The following is a 17,506-nucleotide window of genomic DNA, read 5'->3' on the forward strand; positions in this document are numbered from 1 at the left end:
TGACCAAATTCTAAATTTAGTCATTCATCTATGGGAGGAAAACAGCAATGAATTTAATTCGGAATCAATGGAAAGACATTGTGACGAGCAAAAAACTACTGATCCCGATTTTAGCTGTCTTATTTATTCCGCTGATTTACAGCGGTGTATTTTTAAAAGCGTACTGGGATCCATATGGTACAGTCGATCAGTTGCCTGTAGCGGTTGTCAACTTGGATGAAGGCAGTCAATATGACGGGAAGACACTGCATGTCGGCGATGATTTAGTGAAGGAATTAAAGAAAAACGATAATTTCAAATGGAACTTTGTCGATAGTGAAGAAAAGGCAGTGAAGGGATTAAATAATGAGGATTATTATCTCGTCGTGGAAATACCAAAGGATTTCTCGAAAAATGCAAGTACAGTCCTTGATAAACATCCAAAAAAATCGAATCTGAAATATTATACGAATCCAGGCGCCAACTATGCGGCGTCACAAATTGCGAATAATGCCATTATCAAATTAAAAGATTCGGTTTCAAAGGAAGTCACAAAAAATTACGCAGAGGTCATTTTTGATAACTTCAAAACGATTGCAAAAGGCTTAGATCAAGCAAGCGATGGTGCGAAGAAAATTGATGACGGAACAAAAAGTGCAAAAGATGGCAGTAACAAGTTAAAGGACAATTTAGCAAAATTGGCTGAAGGAACGTTAACCTATAGCGAAGGTGTTCATCAATTTGCTGGTAAAATGGGTGAACTGAACACAGGGATACAATCTCTTGACAGCGGACTTGGCCAGCTCTTAACAGGCTATCAAACCATCGATCAGAAATTTGGAGAGCTTGGTACAGGAATTGATACATTGACTGAAGGGTTAAACACAAGCCGTGAAGGTCATCAGCAGCTCGCTTCTAAAATGCCGCAATTCACAGCGGGTATTGAGCAGCTAAACAACAAAGCACAATCTTTTTCAGAAAAAATTGAAGCAGTAGAAAAAGTCTTGTCGTCACCAGAATTAGCGAATCTTGAAAAGATGGCGCCTAAACTCGATCAGGTGAAAAAAGACGCAAAAACGTTTAGTACAAAACTTGCTTCATTAAAAGAAGCGCTATCGAATCGAGATGCTAAAGTAAAAAGCATCATCCAAAACAGCTCAATGACAGATGAAGAGAAAAAGGCGGCAATGGATCAGCTTGACAGTCTGCCTAAAATCGAACTGCCAGATCTGTCTGGACTAGAACAAAGCTTAGCGGCCTTGCAGGAACTGCCTGATGCAAGTGAGGTTCAATCTGCGGTTGCTTCTGCAAAAGCTCAGCTGCAGCAAGTCAAACAGCTGCCAAAGAAAACGGAACAGCTGTACACATCTACAGTCGCGATACAAAATGCGATTGATCAAATGACATCTGGTACGAATAAATTGTATCAAGGTGCACTTAAGCTCCAAGCAGGTCAAGGCCAATTACAAGATGGTCTGCAAACAGCAAATGGAAAGCTGGATACAGCGAAAAGCGGTGCAGATAAGCTTGCGAATGGTTCAAGCCAGCTGAGTGCAGCGTTAAATAAGCTGGAAAGTGGTTCAACGAATATCCAAAGCAACACATCTAAGCTTGCTGAAGGCTCAAAATCACTCGATAAAGGATTGGGAGATTTAAAGAGCGGTACAGGTAAGCTGTCCGATAAATTAAAAAGTGCCGCTGATGAAACAGGAGAAATTGATGCGGGTCAAGACAATTACAATATGATTGCGAGTCCCGTGAAAACAGAAAATGATACAGCGAAAAAGATCGATAATTATGGTACAGGGCTCACACCTTATATTTTATCGATGGGACTCTTTGTAGGGGCTCTCATGCTCACCGTTGTATTCCCAATGAAAGACCCTGCTGGACGCCCTAGAAACGCGTTTGAATGGTTTTTCAGCAAATATAGCGTACTCCTCTTTGTCGGTATCCTGCAAGCAGTCATTGCAAGCTCCATGCTCATCTTTGGGCTTGGTCTTGAGGTGGAAAGCCTCTGGCGCTTCTATCTCTTTGCGATTATCGTCAGTCTGACATTCTTAGCGATCATTCAGCTGCTGGCGACAACTATGGGGAACCCAGGACGCTTCATTGCCGTTATTATCTTGGTTCTTCAGCTCGCAGCAAGTGCTGGTACATTCCCGCTTGAGCTTGTGCCGAAATTCTTCCAAGTCATTCATAGTCTGCTTCCAATGACGTATACAATCAACGGATTTAGAACGATCATTGCAAGCGGTGATGACAGCTATTTATGGCACCAAGCAGCGATCCTTGGAACAGTTGCGATCATCATGATGGCGGCAACAACAGCATACTTTGCTTGGAACGTAAGAAAAATGAAACAGGACGAAGCTTAATTCATGAATCCTTTCTCTTTATAGAGGAAGGATTTTTCATTTGAAATTAGACATCTCGAACCTGAAGCGATATATTTTAAGAAGAGATGCTGAAAAAGGCATACATGGAAAGAATTGCTTTCAGACAAAGGAGGAAATGCCGAATGACAACTGAAGTAAACGAAACCGTTCAGCTGATTCAAAAGCTCGTATCAATCCCAAGTCCATCAGGAAATACGGAAAAAGTGATCGGCTTTGTTGAACGTTTTTTACAAGATTTAAATATTGAGACAAAACGAAATCGAAAAGGCGGATTAATTGCCACAATCAAAGGGACAGATGACAAAGAACACCGCATGCTGACAGCGCATGTCGATACGCTCGGTGCGATGGTTAAGGAAATTAAATCAAATGGACGGCTTCGTCTTGCACTCATTGGAGGCTTTCAATATAACTCAATTGAAGGCGAATATTGTGAAATTGAAACAGCATCAGGCCATACATACACAGGGACCATTCTTATGCATCAAACATCCGTTCATGTTTATGCGGATGCTGGAAAAGCGAAACGAAACCAAGAAAATATGGAGATTCGTCTCGATGAAAAAGTGAAAAATGCAGACGATGTCAAAGCACTTGGCATTCAAGTAGGGGACTTTATTTCATTTGATCCGAGAGTGGAAGTGACATCTTCAGGGTTTATTAAATCTAGACATCTTGATGATAAGGCAAGTGTTGCGCTGCTTTTGCGGCTCATCCAGCGGATTCAAAAGGAAAACATCACATTGCCGCATACAACGCATTTTTTAATTTCCAATAATGAAGAGATTGGCTACGGCGGAAACTCGAATATTCCAGAAGAAACAGTGGAATATCTCGCTGTAGATATGGGTGCCATCGGTGACGGTCAATCAACAGATGAATATAGTGTATCGATTTGTGTAAAGGATTCGAGCGGCCCTTATCACTATGGATTACGCAAGCATTTAGCTGCATTAGCAGAAGAGAACAACATTGATTACCGCCTTGATATTTACCCTTATTATGGCTCTGATGCATCAGCAGCCATTAGAGCAGGGCATGATATCATTCATGGACTGATTGGTCCTGGTATAGATTCCTCGCATGCTTTTGAAAGAACACATGAAGATTCACTTGTCCATACAGCGGATCTCCTTTACTACTATGTTCAATCACCATTAATCACAGCATAAAAAAAGAACCCCTGATAGATGGGGTTCTTTTTGGTTAGCTTGAAAGCTGTGTTGGCTCAGGTGCCTCTTGTCCAGTCATCACACGATGTCCTTTTTCAGGGTCATACTGCCCTTCCCATTTAGACATGACAACAGCTGCAAGTGCATTTCCTGTTAAGTTGACAACAGTCCGCGCCATATCCATGATACGGTCCACACCTGCAATAAATGCAAGACCTTCAGCAGGTACACCGATCGTTCCTAATGTCGCGAGTAATACAACAAATGAAGTACCAGGAACGGCAGCCATTCCTTTAGATGTTACCATCAGCACAAGAACTAGTGTAAGCTGCTGGACGATCGTGAGGTCAATGCCATATACCTGTGCAAGGAAAAGCGCAGCAATGGCTTGATACAAGACGGAGCCGTCCAGATTAAACGTATAACCGATTGGGATAACGAACGAAACAATTCCTTTTGGACATCCGATGCGCTCCATTTTATCCATGACTCTTGGTAAAACTGTTTCAGAGCTGGATGTACTAAAGGCAAGAAGCATTTCGTCTTTCATGTAAGCAAGAAATCTGAAAATATTGACGCCAATCATCTTTCCGATAATTCCGAATACAACGATAAGGAAGAGAGCGAGCGCAAAATAAACAAGACCTACAAGCTTACCTAATGAAATGAGAGATTCAAGACCAAATTTTGATACGGTTACACCAATGAGTGCAAATACACCAAATGGTGCAGCTTTCATCACAACATTGACGACATGGAACATGGCATGTGATACACCCTCGAAGAAGGCGAGCACTGGTTTACCGCGTTCGCCAATCGCTGAAACGCCAAGTGCAAATAGCACAGTGAAGAAAATAATCGCAAGCAAATCACCTTCCGCCAATGATTGGAAGAAGTTCGTTGGAACGATATGAAGGAACGTATCAGCAACTGATTTGCTGCTTTGCTCTTTTTCCGTTTCAACATACTGGCTAATATCTTGCTTTTCCGTATTTCCAAAGTCAACGCCTGCACCAGGCTGTACAAAGTTTGCAAGCACAAGACCAAGGACAATCGCAAATGTTGTGATAATTTCAAAATAAAGAATGGTTCTAAAACCTAGTTTCCCTACTTTTTTACCATCACCCGCACCTGCAACACCTAAAATTAAGCTGGATACGACAATTGGTATGACAATCATCTTTATGAGCCTTAAGAAGAAGTCTCCAATTGGTTTTAAGTATGTCTCGACACCTGGGTTACCGAAAAAGATTGCCCCAACAACAACACCGAGAATAAGACCGATTAGGATTTGAGTAGCCAATCCAAATTTTAATTTTTTCATAGATTTCCTCCCTAACATATTCATTAAAGGAATATTCCCACCATATTAAGTTTTAATATATGAATTAAAGTATAACTAAATTTAAAGAGGTTCGTCCACGATTAAATTATATTAAGAAAATACAAAATTATTAGAAAAAATAGACATTTAGAACCCCCTCCATTGTTTCGAGTCAATAAAAAGTGCCTTCAGAACTAAAAGTCATCATATGAAAATACTAAAAAAACCTTTTGTGACGAGGGTTTTACCTTTTTACCTATTTTTCAGAAAAAATAAAAAGCACCTTTGACTCCAACTGATGACGGAGGAAAAAAGTGCTTTTTTATTCAATTTATTCCCTTATTTAAGATAACTTACTTGTGAGCATTCCTCACATTCATTACCGTAACACTCGTGCTGTTCCATTAAATCATTTCCACATTTTGTGCATTTCTTTGAGGGCAAATTTCTAAAAAACTCTGTGATTTTTCCTAGCATTTGTCATCCTCCAATACGATTTGTTGCTATTATTGTATTATAACAGATTAATAATTGTCAATCTGTTTTGTAACAATAGGCAGGAAGAATGCTTTTTCCTTGAAAAATGGGTATATTGTAAGAAGGGGATTTTTAGAAAAGGAGGGAAAAATGACGTTGAACTTAACCGTGATTGGATGCTATGGAGGGTTTCCGGCAGCTGGTGAAGCGACATCAGGCTACCTTTTTGAATCAAATGGCTTTCGTCTTCTTGTAGACTGCGGAAGCGGTGTTCTTTCAAAGCTGCAGCAATACATTGATATAGAAGAACTAGATGCTGTTCTCCTTTCTCATTATCACCACGATCATATTGCTGATATCGGACCACTCCAATATGCAAAGCTAGTGGGATATCATTTAGGAAAAAGCAGCGGCCCGCTTCCGATCTATGGACATACTGGTGATCAAGAAGCATTTGGGCGGCTTTCTGATGATGTACATACAAAGGCAAAGCCTTACCAGCCAGAAGAAAGGATTGAACTCGGACCCTTTCAAATTGATTTTTTGAAAACGGTTCATCCGGCAGAATGCTATGCGATGAGAATTCAGGCAGAAGATGCTGTGGTCGTGTATACTGCAGACTCAAGCTATCAGGAGGCATTTATTCCATTTAGCAAGGGGGCAGATCTGCTCATTGCCGAAAGCAATTTTTACGCTGGACAAGATGGATCAGGTGCCGGACATATGAACAGTACGGAAGTAGGGAAAATTGCAAAGGAAGCAAATGTTGGGGAACTTATCATCACCCATCTGCCCCATTTTGGACGTCATAAAGACCTAGTCAATGAAGCACAGGCGTTATATACTGGCAGTATACAGCTTGCCCATTCAGGGCTTAGATGGAACAAGGAAGGAAGATAGAGATGCTGTTTATCGATAACGAACAACATTATGATCCAATGATTAATTTGGCAATTGAAGAATATTGCTTAAAATATTTAGATCCAGAAGAAACATATTTGCTGTTTTACATCAATCAGCCGTCGATCATTATTGGAAAGAACCAAAATACAATAGAAGAAATCAACACAAAGTATGTGGAAGACAATGGAATCAAAGTCGTGCGCCGCTTATCCGGCGGTGGTGCAGTTTACCATGACAAAGGGAACTTAAACTTCAGCTTTATCACAAAAGATGATGGAGACAGCTTTCATAACTTTAAAAAGTTCACAGAGCCAGTTATCAAAGCGCTTGAAAAGCTAGGCGTTAAAGCTGAATTGAGCGGCAGAAATGACATCATGGCAGATGGACGTAAAATTTCTGGAAATGCCCAGTTCGCAACAAGAGGACGTATTTTCAGCCACGGCACACTGCTATTTGATTCAGAAATTGAACATGTCGTTTCGGCTTTAAATGTGAAAAAAGAAAAGATTGAATCAAAAGGCATCAAATCAATTAGAAGCAGGGTTGCCAATATTAGTGAACTGATGGATCAAAAAATGACAACAGAAGAGTTTAGAAAAATTCTTTTAAGCTACATTTTTGATACAAATGGGGACGTGCCTCAATATCGTCTGACTGAAAAGGATTGGGAAAAGATTCACGAGATTTCCCGAGATCGCTATCAAAAATGGGAATGGAACTATGGCCGTTCACCGAAATTTAATTTGCAGCATTCTAAGAGATTCCCTGCAGGCTCCATTGATTTGCGATTAGAAGTGAAAAAAGGGATGATCCAGGATTGCAAAATCTTTGGTGATTTCTTTGGCGTAGGAGATATTGCCGATATTGAGAAGCGGCTCATTGGCCAGCAATATGATCGTAAAACGATCAGTGACGTCTTAGAAGATATGGACATGCGTCACTATTTCGGCAACGTATCAAAAGAGGATTTTCTTGATTTGATTTATTAATCGCGGGAAAGCACTGCTAGGCATAGCAGTGCTTTTTTGATTGAAGGAAATGAAAGCGATTTACATTTGATCTTGTGGATTTTTTCGATTGTCGATTATAATAGAAAGGAGGAATGTTCGGCCATAAAATGAATGGCCATTCATTCATTGATGACATGTAAGGGGTGGGAGAATGGATTTGATCAAAAATCTTCAGCAGACGGCGATGACGAAGGGAGAAAATATCGCATTGATCTTTGAAGGAAAGAAGTGGACCTATCGAGAGCTGATGACAAGTATCGAGCGTTTTGCAGATGGATTAGTGAGCGAAGGGTTTCAAGCCGGGGATCATATCGCGCTTATTTTAGGAAATTCACCGCATTTCGTCATTTCTTTTTTTGGCGCATTAAAGGCAGGGCTTGTCGTTGTGCCTATTAACCCAACATACACACCTAGTGAAATTGGATATATGCTCATCACAGGTGATGTTAAAGGTATTGTTGCGCCTGAACAGCTTCTGCCAGTGTACGAGCAGGTGTATGAGCAGCTTCCTTCCATTGAAAGAGTCATTATTTGTGCAGAAAATGAAGCGGCGTGCAGATCAAGCTTCAAGGAAGTATCTGATCGGCTTGTTTTCTTTGGAAAGCTTGTGACAGGTGCTGCGAATGAAAACGTACACCCTTCCATTCAGTCAGATGATACCGCTGTTATTTTATTTACATCTGGCACGACAGGAAAACCAAAAGGTGCCATGCTGACTCATTTCAACCTTTATTCAAATGCCAGAGATGTCGCTGAGTATTTATCGATTGATAAAAAGGACAAGGTCATTGCCGCTTTGCCAATGTTCCATGTATTTTGTTTAACAGTCTGTATGAATGCGCCGTTGATTCATGGTGCGACGATTTATGTCTTGCCGCATTTCAGCCCGTCAGAGCTTTTGCGCATGATGGAAAAAGAGAAGCCAACGCTATTTGTTGGTGTGCCCACCATGTATAACTATTTGTACCGACAGGAGGGGCATAATGAAGCGATGTCATCTGTGAGGATCTGTATATCAGGCGGTGCCTCAATGCCTGTTGCCTTACTGCATGGCTTTGAGAAAAAGTTCGGAGTTACGGTCCTTGAGGGCTATGGGTTATCAGAGGCATCTCCAGTGACTGCATTCAATCCTCTTGACGGAAAAAGAAAACCGGGTTCTGTCGGAACTGACATTATGAATGTGAAGAATAAAATTGTGAATGAACTTGGAGAAGAAGTCGGTCCTAATGAAGTCGGAGAGCTGATAGCAAAAGGGCCAAACATCATGAAAGGCTATTATCAAATGCCAGAAGATACGGAAGCTGCACTAAGAGACGGCTGGCTGTATACTGGCGATTTGGCGAGAAGAGATGAAGACGGATATATTTACATTGTCGATCGGAAAAAGGATATGATTCTTGTTGGCGGTTATAATGTATATCCAAGAGAAGTAGAAGAAGTACTATATCAACATGAAGGTGTAGCAGAAGCCGTTGTCATCGGTGTGCCAGACCCAAACACAGGAGAGGCAGTCGTCTGTTACATTTCCCCTAAGAAACATGCTCACATCAATCAAGAAGACATCATCACACATTGTTCACGCTATTTAGCAAAATATAAGCAGCCCCAAACGATCCATTTCATAGATGATATTCCTAAAAACACAACAGGTAAAATTTTAAGAAGAGCGCTAAGAGAAAAGTATCAAGCAGAAGAAAGTAAATAAAAAAAGGGAGTCTCTGATGAGGAGGCTCCCTTACAAATCCCCGCACTTCAAGGTTTTCTCTCAAAGACATTTTAGCTCTTTTGAATGGCTTCTTTTAACTGTCTCTGAAAAGAATTCGACTGTTTTTGATTCAGTTCATAAAACGTTCCATCAACTAAAAAAACGACCTGTGATCGGTTGGTCCAAAGCTGGAAGGTGGTGCCGTTTGTTCGTCCGAACATCACCTTGGCGATATAATCAGGCTTTTTTAAATTTTTCTTGAAATGATTGCTTGTTTGTTTGCCTTTATTTAATTCTTCAATTAAATCTTCTGCTGTGTCCTTATCATCTATTTCATAAGAGATTGATTCATTCGCAGGTGAGAGCAGCAATTTTTCTGCTCGATTCTCATCAAAGATTTCGCTCGTCCGGCTGAACACATAAAAGAAAGTGATTAATAAAAGTCCAAAAATCACAACTCCTGCAAGGATTTTCTTCATTTTGATCCTCCAACTTACTGTTTTACATGTAGCTTCTCCGATTTTTGAGCCGCATAATCATTTTTTTCGCGAAAGCTTTTTCAGATGGGGCATGCTATGATGGAGCCACATGAGACAGGTTCTAAACGAAAAAATGCGCGACTAGAATAGAGAGAGGGATGGAAAGGAGGCTGACCTGTGCGAGTACGTAAATGGATAGCTCTTGTAACTTTAGCATACATATTGTACGGTCTTTTTATTTATTCGTATTTGTTTCTAATGGGGGATTCATCGGTACCTGAAAGTATAAAAGAGACAAGTGCAGATCCGCATACTTTTATGTCAAGCCATGAGCTTGTGATCAGTGAGAATTTCTCGAACATACGGAACCTGCTGTATTTCATAACCATCCCATTAGATTGGTATGTCTTTTTTCTTTTGCTCATTTCAGGGTTTTCACGGAAAATAGCAGACTGGAGCTTGGCAGCAGCCCGTTTCAAGTTTTTAAGCAAACTTGTGTATGTGTTTGTGCTGTCACTTTTAACAATGATCATTTCATTCCCAATTAAATGGATTGGCTATCAGCTGTCTTTACACTACGGAGTATCTTCACAAAGTACGGCAAGCTGGTTGAAAGATCAAACACTGGATTTTTGGATTCAATATCCGCTCCTTGCCCTTTGTGCTATTGTGTTCTTTTGGCTGATTCAAAAGAGAAGAAAGCGCTGGTGGCTGTATGCGTGGTGTTTGACAGTCCCAGTTACGCTGTTTCTCTTCTTTATACAGCCGGTCGTCATTGATCCGTTATATAACAATTTTTATCCACTAAAGGATCAAGCCCTAGAGAAGAAGATATTAACGCTGGCAGACAAAGCGCATATTCCAGCAGATCATGTATATGAGGTCAATATGTCTGAGAAAACGAACACGATGAACGCATATGTCACCGGAATAGGTGAAAATAAGCGTATTGTTTTATGGGATACAACACTTCAAAAGCTGAAAGACCGCGAAATTTTATTTATCATGGCGCATGAAATGGGGCATTACGTGATGAAGCATGTGTATATCGGTCTAGCAGGATATTTAGTGCTGTCACTGGCCGGATTTTTTGTAATCGACCGTCTTTATTTTTATCTTTATCAAAAAGGAGCAGCCTCATTTCGACTCAAGGTGTCTAACGACATCGCTGCTCTTCCGCTTCTTTTAATCATCGTATCCATGCTGTCATTTGCAGCTTCACCTTTTACAAATGCAGTGTCAAGGCATCAAGAACGGGCAGCCGACGAATATGCGGTGAACATGACAAAAGACGGGAATGCAGGCGTAACGTCTTTTCAAAAGCTTGCAAAATCAGGGCTCTCCCAGGTGAATCCACCATTTCTAGTGAAGATTTTCCGCTATGGACACCCGACCATGATGGAAAGAATTATGGATATGGAAAAAGCAGCGGAAAAAGAGAAAACGCCGAAAAAGCAGGAATAAATAAAATCCGGCTGGATCAGCCGGATTTTTATTATCACATTTGGATTAGTTAGAAGCCGCTTGAACGTTGATTAACCCTTTTCCGTAATAGAATGAGTCACCAAGCGGTGTTGCCGTGTTTTCTAAGCGCTGGCGAACCTGAGAAGTTGATAGATTCGGATACTTAGAAAGGATAAGCGCTGCTGCTCCTGCTACATGAGGAGACGCCATAGATGTTCCAGTATAAGAAGTGTATCCACTGCTTGGCACCGTACTTAAAATAGAAGTACCAGGTGCAGAAACATCTAATTCAGGACCTGCGCTAGAAGATGAGTTTCTGACATTGTTACTGTTTACATTGGCAACAGCAATTGTAGAATCGTATTTTGCTGGATAGCCAACGGTGCTAGTAGAGCCAAATGAACCTGAATTTCCTGCTGCGGCAACGACAACTACTCCGCGGTTATTCGCTGTGTCAACAGCATTTTTAAGCGCTGTGGAGCCGTTTGGTCCGCCTAAGCTCATATTGATGACATCCATGTTATTCGCTACAGCCCATTCAATACCGCTAATAATCCAGCTGTATTGTCCGTCGCCATTACGGTCTAATACTTTCACAGCATATAGGGAAGCGCTTGGAGCGACCCCAAGAACACCAATTGTGTTATCAAGGGCAGCAATGGTTCCTGCTACGTGAGTTCCATGTGATTGAAAGTCTTGGGTGGCATTTGGCTCTGAAGGGACGAAGCTCGCACCGCCTGCAACATTTAAGTCAGGGTGTGCAGCGTGGATTCCAGTATCAAGGACAGCTACTTTGACATTAGCACCTTTATAACCTTGAGCGTGTACAGCTGGAGCTTTGATTTGAGGGATTCCATAAGGGACGGTTTGTGCATATGCTTCTGCTTTATGGTCTTCTTCTACGTAAGCAATGCTAGGGTCATGTTCAAGTTTCTTGGCGGCTGGTTCGGACATTTTCACTTGTGCAGCATTAATGAGGCGGTATTGTTTTTCTAGTTTTCCACCATTTTGAATGACAGCTTGTTTCTTAGAGCTGTTTGTGGTGGCAGAGGCTTTAAAACCAACAATATAGCTTTTTTCACTATCTGTTTTGGAGACCGTTTCGGCATTTGCCATGGATCCTCCAAACCCTGCTGAAAACAGAAGAGGGACAGCCAATAAAACACTTGTCATCACATTTTTCTTTTTCACGCACATTCCACATCCCTTTTTTCTTATTTCAGAATAATCATCCGTAGTCTATAAGAATGAACCGTTTGATTATTCTGTATATTCAGTTTAAGGGAAGTAGGCAAATAAGAGTAGACCCGAATTTTTGTGAAAGTCCTAGCGAAAATTGGGGAATTAAGTCACTTGGAACTGGTGGTAAAATATGTTTATTCTATCATTTCAGCGATGTTCTATTAAAAAGGGAGTGTGCTTTTTTTCTCATGATCCATTTCCGGTTAAATATTCGATACCCGAAAAGCCATAAAATAGGTAGAATCGTCTAGCATCTATTTCGAATTTCGATATAAAAAAATATTATTTTATCATTGTTTTTGCCATAAAAAAGAACCTGCTAAGATAACAGGCTCTTTAAGAAGGGGCGGATTGAGTTAAATGGCTGACCACGTTGTAATCACGGACCTTCCATTTACCATCTGACCATTCCACATAATTTAAGCAAGCATTAACAAGTCTCGTGTTCTGTAGACCCATATGTTCATCTGCCAAAGTGGTGAGTAAAGCATGGATAGCAGCTCCGTGAGCCACGATCAGGACATGTTGATCTGGATAGGCGGCTCTGACTTTCTCAATACCTTCTAGCATTCGGTTTTGAATCGTCTCAATTGGTTCCATATTTGGATACTGTTTATCTGGAAACAGCTTCTGACGCTCCTCAAACGACATGCCTTCAGCGTCACCATAATCTCGTTCTATAAAATCATCCATGATGACAAGTGGAGCATGGACATGATTTAAAATCAAGTGTGCCGTTTCTTTTGCCCTTGTTAGTGGACTGGAAATGACAACATCCCAATGGACATCCTTTAAGTAAAGTCCAGTTTGTTCAGCCTGCCATTTACCTGTGTCGTTTAAAGGGATATCTGTTCGTCCTTGAATTCGTTTCGCTGCATTCCAATCTGTTTCCCCGTGTCTGACTAGGCAAATTGTTGTCAATCAAATCCCGCCTTTTCTATCTTTTCTTCTATTATACTAAAGCAGAAGAAAAAAGACTGTATTAGCGATTTGTCAGGCTTGTTAAGGATTCGACGGAGCTTGCGACTTGAGACACCGTTTGTTTGACTTCCTTCAATTCGTTAAGGAAAGTCTGAAGGTCAATTTCAATTTTTCCGTTTTGGTTTTTGCTTAAGTTCATGCTGCTGACGATATCATCGAAGAGTGAATTGATTTGTGTCATTTTTTCTTTACTGTCTGTCACAAGTAAATTCACGTCCGCAATGTGCTGAGAGACAATGGCGATTTGTGAATTGGTATTGTTGACAAGTTCAGATACAGTTGAAACCGTTTTCTTTGTGTCCTCTGATAATTTGCGCACCTCGTTTGCAACGACAGCAAAGCCTTTTCCATGTTCTCCTGCTCGTGCAGATTCGATTGAAGCATTTAAAGATAACAAGTTCGTCTGCTCTGCAATGCCTGTGACAATCCCAAAGATTTGTTCAATTTGTTTGGCGATTTCCTCAAGACGCTTAATTTCTGTTTCAATCTTCGTCATGCTGCCATCAATCTGATTCATTTGTGTTTGCTGAATTTCTAATTCTTTTTTACCGCCGATTGATTTTTCTTCGACCTGTGCTGAAATTTGTGTTCCAGCTTGTGACATGTCCGCCATCTCATCCGATTTTGAGACAAGCTTGTCGACCGCACTTGTTGTGTTTGAGAAGAGCGAAGCAAGCGAATTTGAAGTCTCTGTGATTTTTGTATGAAGCTCTTGCTGCTGCTCTTCTGCTTCATCACGAATTTTAGAATATTCATTTTGGAATGTATCTAGGACAAGCTGCTGCTCTAAATTTAAAATTTTCGTCGTCGCTTTGACCGCTGTCTGATATTCTTTGAAATCTTGGATATGGTTAGCGAATAAATCCATAATTGATAGCAGAAGGTCTTGGAATGCTGCCATGTACCATTTAGGCTGGAGTCCAATCCGTAAATGAACTTGCGCAATTTTAACGCGTTTTGCCACATAGGCTTCGTCAATCACGCCTGCAAACATTTCGCTAATATGAATGCGGAGTGTTTTTTTCAAACGATCGACAGAACTATTGTCTTGAATGATATGCATCAAGGAAGACTCGACTTCTAAATTTTTATAAAACTTATCAACAATATGTGCAATATCATCCTGAACAATTGGATTGAGCTGCTTTAATATCAATAGGTCATGCTGCGTCAGGTCAATCATTTTGATTTGTTTCGCGATGTCCGTATTGTTCGAGAAGTTGATTCGTTTTATCCCATCATCCTGCTGTGTGAAAAAAGCAGTGTTTTTTCTTTTCGGTTCTTTTTTAAATAACAATGTGTTTGTCCCCCCATAATCATCAAAAATATCAGACTTTATGTTTTTTATCGGATAATATTGGATTTTTTAAAGGGGGGACGAGTGAAATTTTACTGTTCTTTATATGACCTTTTTAGTGGTTTTTTAGCAGGGCCTTCTACTACTTCTCCAGTAATGGAAAAACGTGAACCGTGACACGGGCAATCCCAAGTGCGGTCACTATTATTCCAAGCCACTTCACAGCCTAGGTGAGTACATGTTGTATCGACTAGAAAGACATTCCCATCCTCTGATTTATAGGCGCCGCACTTTTTATGTTCATACGAGATAATGCCGCCCTCGCCTGGTTTTAAATCATCGATTGTTTGATCAGTTCGTTTGAATTTACCACTGATCAGCTTGGCAGCGACATTGGCATTTTCTTTAACGAAATCTTTGACGAAAGAGTCAGTAACAGGTCTTGATGGCGTAAAGATTGATTCGTATGGATTCGATTTTCCTTCAATTAAATCACCGATAAGAGTGGCTGCGACGTGGCTTGTGGTCATGCCCCATTTTCTAAAGCCGGTTGCTACAAAGATATTCTGGTGGTGTTTGGTCAGGCGGCCAATGTAAGGGATTTGATCCATTGTGACCATATCGTGGGTTGACCAGCGATACAGCACTTCTTCTATTCCAAGGGTGGCGTCTCCAAACGTTTCTAGTCCTTCATAGTGAGCGGATTCATCTCCGCCTTGTCCTGTTTTATGGCCTTCTCCTCCGATGAGGACTACTTCTTCTCCGTCCCATTCTGCCGTTCTTAAAGAGTGAGCAGGCTGGTCAATTCCTAGGTACATTCCGTCTGTGAGTGGTTTGGTTGTTTTAGCTGCTACGACATAGGATTGCTCTGGATGAATACGGGTGAAATAAAGTCCTTTTCCATCATAAAAAGGAAAGTGTGAGCATGAAATGACATAGCGCCCTGTCAGATGATATCCGCTTTTTGTGACGACAGCAGGGCGGTTCCCTTCTTTTACATCAACAGCGGTTGTTTGTTCAAAGATACGTACACCTCGCTCTAGGAGCTTGTCGATTAGCGCATTGAGATAATGAAGGGGATGAAACTGTGCCTGATTGGTCATCGCAAGGGCTGCTTTAATGTCAGCGTCAAAAGGAAGCTTTGTTTTCCATTCCCGGTCAATACCAAGCTGTTTGTAGGCATCTAATTCCTTCTTTAACTTTTTTACACCGCTTTCTTCCTTTGTATAAAGGTAAGCATCTTTTATCTCTAGCTGACAATCGATGTCGTGCTCTTTGATACGAGCTTGAATGAGGTCTTTTGCTTTCTCATTTGCTTCTACATACAAACGTGCTTTTGGCATCCCAATTTGTTGAATCAGCTCATAATAGTACACATCATGCTGTGAGGTGATTTTAGCCGTTGTGTGTCCGGTCGTGCCTTGCAGCAATTGTTCGGCATCAATGATGATCACATCTAGTCCTCGCTCTGTCATTTCAAACGCCGCAGCGATACCGGTAATACCGCCGCCGACAATGATCACATCTGCTGTGAGATCTTCACTGACAGCAGGAAAAGAATGCTTCTGACTATCCGCCAGCCATAACGATTTTGCCTGTTCCATTCCTTTATGTTCTTGTTCCATGTTGTCGCCTCCAATGATTTGTTGTGTATAATTTTTCCACAATGCTGAAAATCATACATCTGAAAGGAAACAGGGGCGTCATACATAAAAAAGCAGCCAGCACATAAAAATAAACAAGATAAAAGGAAGGAGTGGACTAACGTGTCAACAAAGCAGCCGAAGAAAACATTACCGCCTCAGCACCAAAATGAACGTCCGGGTCTTGAATATAAAATGAACCCTAGACCTGTCTTTGATCGTGAGGTGCAGAATAAAAAGTTAGCAGGAAAAACAGCCATTGTGACAGGTGGAGACAGCGGGATTGGAAGAGCAGTCTCTGTTTTATTTGCGAAGGAAGGTGCCAATGTCGCCATTGTTTACTTAAGTGAACATCGTGATGCCGAGGAGACGAAGGACTATATTGAGAAAGCGGGAGGCCGTGTCATCTTAATTGCAGGTGATTTAGGGGATGAGGCTTTTTCTAATGAGGTCGTCAAAAAAACAAAAGATGCCTTCGGTTCCATTGATATTTTGGTGAATAACGCCGGGGAACAGCATCCACAAAAAAGCATTGAGCAAATTACCTCGCATCAGCTTCTTCGGACGTTTCAAACGAATATTTTTGCCATGTTTTATTTAACAAAGGCTGTTCTTCCTCATTTAAAAAAAGGAAGCAGTATCATTAATACAGCCTCTGTCACCGCCTATAAAGGGCATGAAACATTGATCGATTATTCATCCACAAAAGGGGCGGTCGTCACCTTTACGAGATCATTATCTTTATCGCTCATTAAACAAGGGATTAGAGTGAATGGAGTAGCTCCCGGTCCTATTTGGACACCGCTGATTCCCTCAACCTTTACGGAAAAAGAAGTCTCTGAATTTGGCGGAGATGTCCCAATGGAACGTCCTGGTGAGCCAGTAGAGCTTGCGCCAAGTTATTTATTTTTAGCGAGCGAAGACTCATCTTATATGAATGGACAAATGCTGCATGTGAATGGCGGGACCATTTTAAATGGATAAACAAAAAACTTGCGGTAAAGAGACGAGTTACTGTCTCTCTGCCGCAAGTAAAATCATCATGATTGATGTAAGCAGTGTTCTGCATATTGAGCTGACAAGTCATTGAATCGCTTTTCATCACGCTGATCCAGTGCCTTATCAATCTCTTCTCTTAGGAAGGTTAAGCGCTGTTTATAAAGCGCCTCATCTAAAACCATTTGAATATAGATGTCTAAAATGGTGACGCCGTTTTCTTCGGTTTTTTGGGTGTTGCGGGACTTCATGAGCTCAGCATACGTTTTTTTCTCTTTCATAAAGAATCCCCCCGATGCCTTTTTTATAGTATATGGATTGGCGGAGAAAAAATCAACAAGAATTTATAATTTTTAGACAATTTATTTTTGAGCAGAATCGACACCTCTTGTCCAATCGACAGGATGTGATATATCTTTAAAAATGGCTTTTCGA

15 protein-coding genes are annotated in these 17,506 nt (G+C 41.0%); 7 read left to right on the top strand and 8 right to left on the bottom strand.

The window, feature by feature from the left end; translation table 11 throughout:
* The first annotated feature begins 47 nt into the window (after nt 1–47).
* Nucleotides 48–2,357: a YhgE/Pip domain-containing protein gene (locus NST65_RS05025; RefSeq protein WP_342489332.1), complete on the top strand. Its 2,310-nt coding sequence runs from the start codon at nt 48–50 to the stop codon at nt 2,355–2,357.
* Nucleotides 2,358–2,500: 143 nt separating this feature from the next.
* A complete protein-coding gene (locus tag NST65_RS05030; RefSeq protein WP_211042956.1) occupies nt 2,501–3,550 on the top strand; it encodes a M42 family metallopeptidase in 1,050 nt (349 codons plus the stop codon).
* Nucleotides 3,551–3,584: 34 nt separating this feature from the next.
* Here NST65_RS05030 and NST65_RS05035 read toward each other — a convergent pair whose 3' ends face one another.
* Nucleotides 3,585–4,874, bottom strand: coding sequence for a cation:dicarboxylase symporter family transporter (locus tag NST65_RS05035; protein ID WP_034282190.1), 1,290 nt, complete (start codon nt 4,872–4,874; stop codon nt 3,585–3,587).
* A 339-nt stretch (nt 4,875–5,213) separates the two neighbouring features.
* A complete protein-coding gene (gene yhfH, locus NST65_RS05040) occupies nt 5,214–5,351 on the bottom strand; it encodes a protein YhfH (RefSeq protein ID WP_008359029.1) in 138 nt (45 codons plus the stop codon).
* Between the two features lie 156 nt (nt 5,352–5,507).
* On the opposite strand from yhfH, the gene NST65_RS05045 reads away from it, so the two are divergent.
* The 3 genes from NST65_RS05045 (at nt 5,508) to NST65_RS05055 (ending at nt 8,969) form a co-directional block, all read left to right on the top strand.
* A complete protein-coding gene (locus NST65_RS05045; RefSeq protein WP_211043018.1) occupies nt 5,508–6,251 on the top strand; it encodes an MBL fold metallo-hydrolase in 744 nt (247 codons plus the stop codon).
* A 2-nt stretch (nt 6,252–6,253) separates the two neighbouring features.
* On the top strand, nt 6,254–7,243 hold the full coding sequence (locus tag NST65_RS05050) for a lipoate--protein ligase (RefSeq protein WP_024425472.1): 990 nt from the start codon (nt 6,254–6,256) through the stop codon (nt 7,241–7,243).
* 172 nt (nt 7,244–7,415) lie between these two features.
* A complete protein-coding gene (locus NST65_RS05055) occupies nt 7,416–8,969 on the top strand; it encodes a fatty acid--CoA ligase family protein (RefSeq protein ID WP_342489333.1) in 1,554 nt (517 codons plus the stop codon).
* Nucleotides 8,970–9,040: 71 nt separating this feature from the next.
* Here the strand turns inward: NST65_RS05055 and NST65_RS05060 are convergent, their stop codons facing one another.
* Nucleotides 9,041–9,448 (bottom strand): sporulation protein, encoded by a 408-nt coding sequence (locus NST65_RS05060; protein ID WP_342489334.1) that lies wholly within the window; start codon nt 9,446–9,448, stop codon nt 9,041–9,043.
* 177 nt (nt 9,449–9,625) lie between these two features.
* On the opposite strand from NST65_RS05060, the gene NST65_RS05065 reads away from it, so the two are divergent.
* Entirely contained in the window at nt 9,626–10,912 is a 1,287-nt protein-coding gene (locus NST65_RS05065; protein WP_342489335.1) for a M48 family metallopeptidase, read from the top strand.
* 45 nt (nt 10,913–10,957) lie between these two features.
* On the opposite strand, the gene NST65_RS05070 is transcribed toward NST65_RS05065, so the two are convergent.
* The 4 genes from NST65_RS05070 to NST65_RS05085 form a co-directional block, all read right to left on the bottom strand.
* Nucleotides 10,958–12,103: a S8 family peptidase gene (locus NST65_RS05070; RefSeq protein WP_342489336.1), complete on the bottom strand. Its 1,146-nt coding sequence runs from the start codon at nt 12,101–12,103 to the stop codon at nt 10,958–10,960.
* Nucleotides 12,104–12,490: 387 nt separating this feature from the next.
* Nucleotides 12,491–13,075: a histidine phosphatase family protein gene (locus tag NST65_RS05075; protein ID WP_024426547.1), complete on the bottom strand. Its 585-nt coding sequence runs from the start codon at nt 13,073–13,075 to the stop codon at nt 12,491–12,493.
* A 61-nt stretch (nt 13,076–13,136) separates the two neighbouring features.
* Entirely contained in the window at nt 13,137–14,432 is a 1,296-nt protein-coding gene (locus NST65_RS05080) for a globin-coupled sensor protein (protein WP_342489337.1), read from the bottom strand.
* Between the two features lie 92 nt (nt 14,433–14,524).
* A complete protein-coding gene (locus NST65_RS05085) occupies nt 14,525–16,057 on the bottom strand; it encodes an FAD-dependent oxidoreductase (RefSeq protein ID WP_041117038.1) in 1,533 nt (510 codons plus the stop codon).
* Nucleotides 16,058–16,198: 141 nt separating this feature from the next.
* Here NST65_RS05085 and NST65_RS05090 point away from each other — a divergent pair, with 141 nt between their 5' ends.
* Nucleotides 16,199–17,059 (top strand): SDR family oxidoreductase, encoded by an 861-nt coding sequence (locus NST65_RS05090; RefSeq protein ID WP_034282185.1) that lies wholly within the window; start codon nt 16,199–16,201, stop codon nt 17,057–17,059.
* A gap of 56 nt (nt 17,060–17,115) precedes the next feature.
* Here the strand turns inward: NST65_RS05090 and NST65_RS05095 are convergent, their stop codons facing one another.
* Entirely contained in the window at nt 17,116–17,352 is a 237-nt protein-coding gene (locus NST65_RS05095) for an IDEAL domain-containing protein (RefSeq protein WP_008348804.1), read from the bottom strand.
* Between the last annotated feature and the right edge of the window lie 154 nt (nt 17,353–17,506).

The sequence above is a fragment of the Bacillus sp. FSL P4-0248 genome (assembly GCF_038593305.1).
Taxonomy (GTDB): Bacteria; Bacillota; Bacilli; order Bacillales; family Bacillaceae; genus Bacillus; species Bacillus safensis.